Origin of the sequence: Micromonospora sp. DT41, from assembly GCF_049841715.1 — a bacterium.
In the GTDB taxonomy this organism is placed as follows: Bacteria; Actinomycetota; Actinomycetes; order Mycobacteriales; family Micromonosporaceae; genus Micromonospora; species Micromonospora profundi.
The window spans coordinates 1-260 of the sequence record NZ_JBNCKU010000063.1 but is presented as its reverse complement, the minus strand read 5'-3'; the positions used below and the strand labels follow the sequence as shown (position 1 = coordinate 260).

Here is a 260-nt window from a genome sequence, read left to right as displayed (position 1 = left end):
CGTGGCGTCTGACCGCAGGGCCCCGCGTGGTCGCAGTACGGCTGCAGACCGCTCTGCCCGCACCCACACAGGACGGTTCTCGTCTCGGCGCGTGGGCCTTCCGGTGTGTCCACGCTCAACTTGCCCCGGACGACCAGCTGTCCGGTGGAGTTGCGGGTGATCCGCGAGGGTTCATCCGGGATTTCCGCCCCGCCGTCGACAAGTTCGTATTGCAGCGCACCCGAGGGGCAGCGCCGTACCACTTCGGCCAGACGATCGGC

General features: G+C 68.8%; 1 protein-coding gene. It reads right to left on the bottom strand.

What is annotated here, in order from left to right:
* On the bottom strand, positions 1 to 242 hold a 242-nt coding region (locus tag ACLQ23_RS31615), incomplete at its 3' end, for a CDGSH iron-sulfur domain-containing protein (protein ID WP_425881543.1).
* Positions 243 to 260 lie beyond the last annotated feature (18 nt).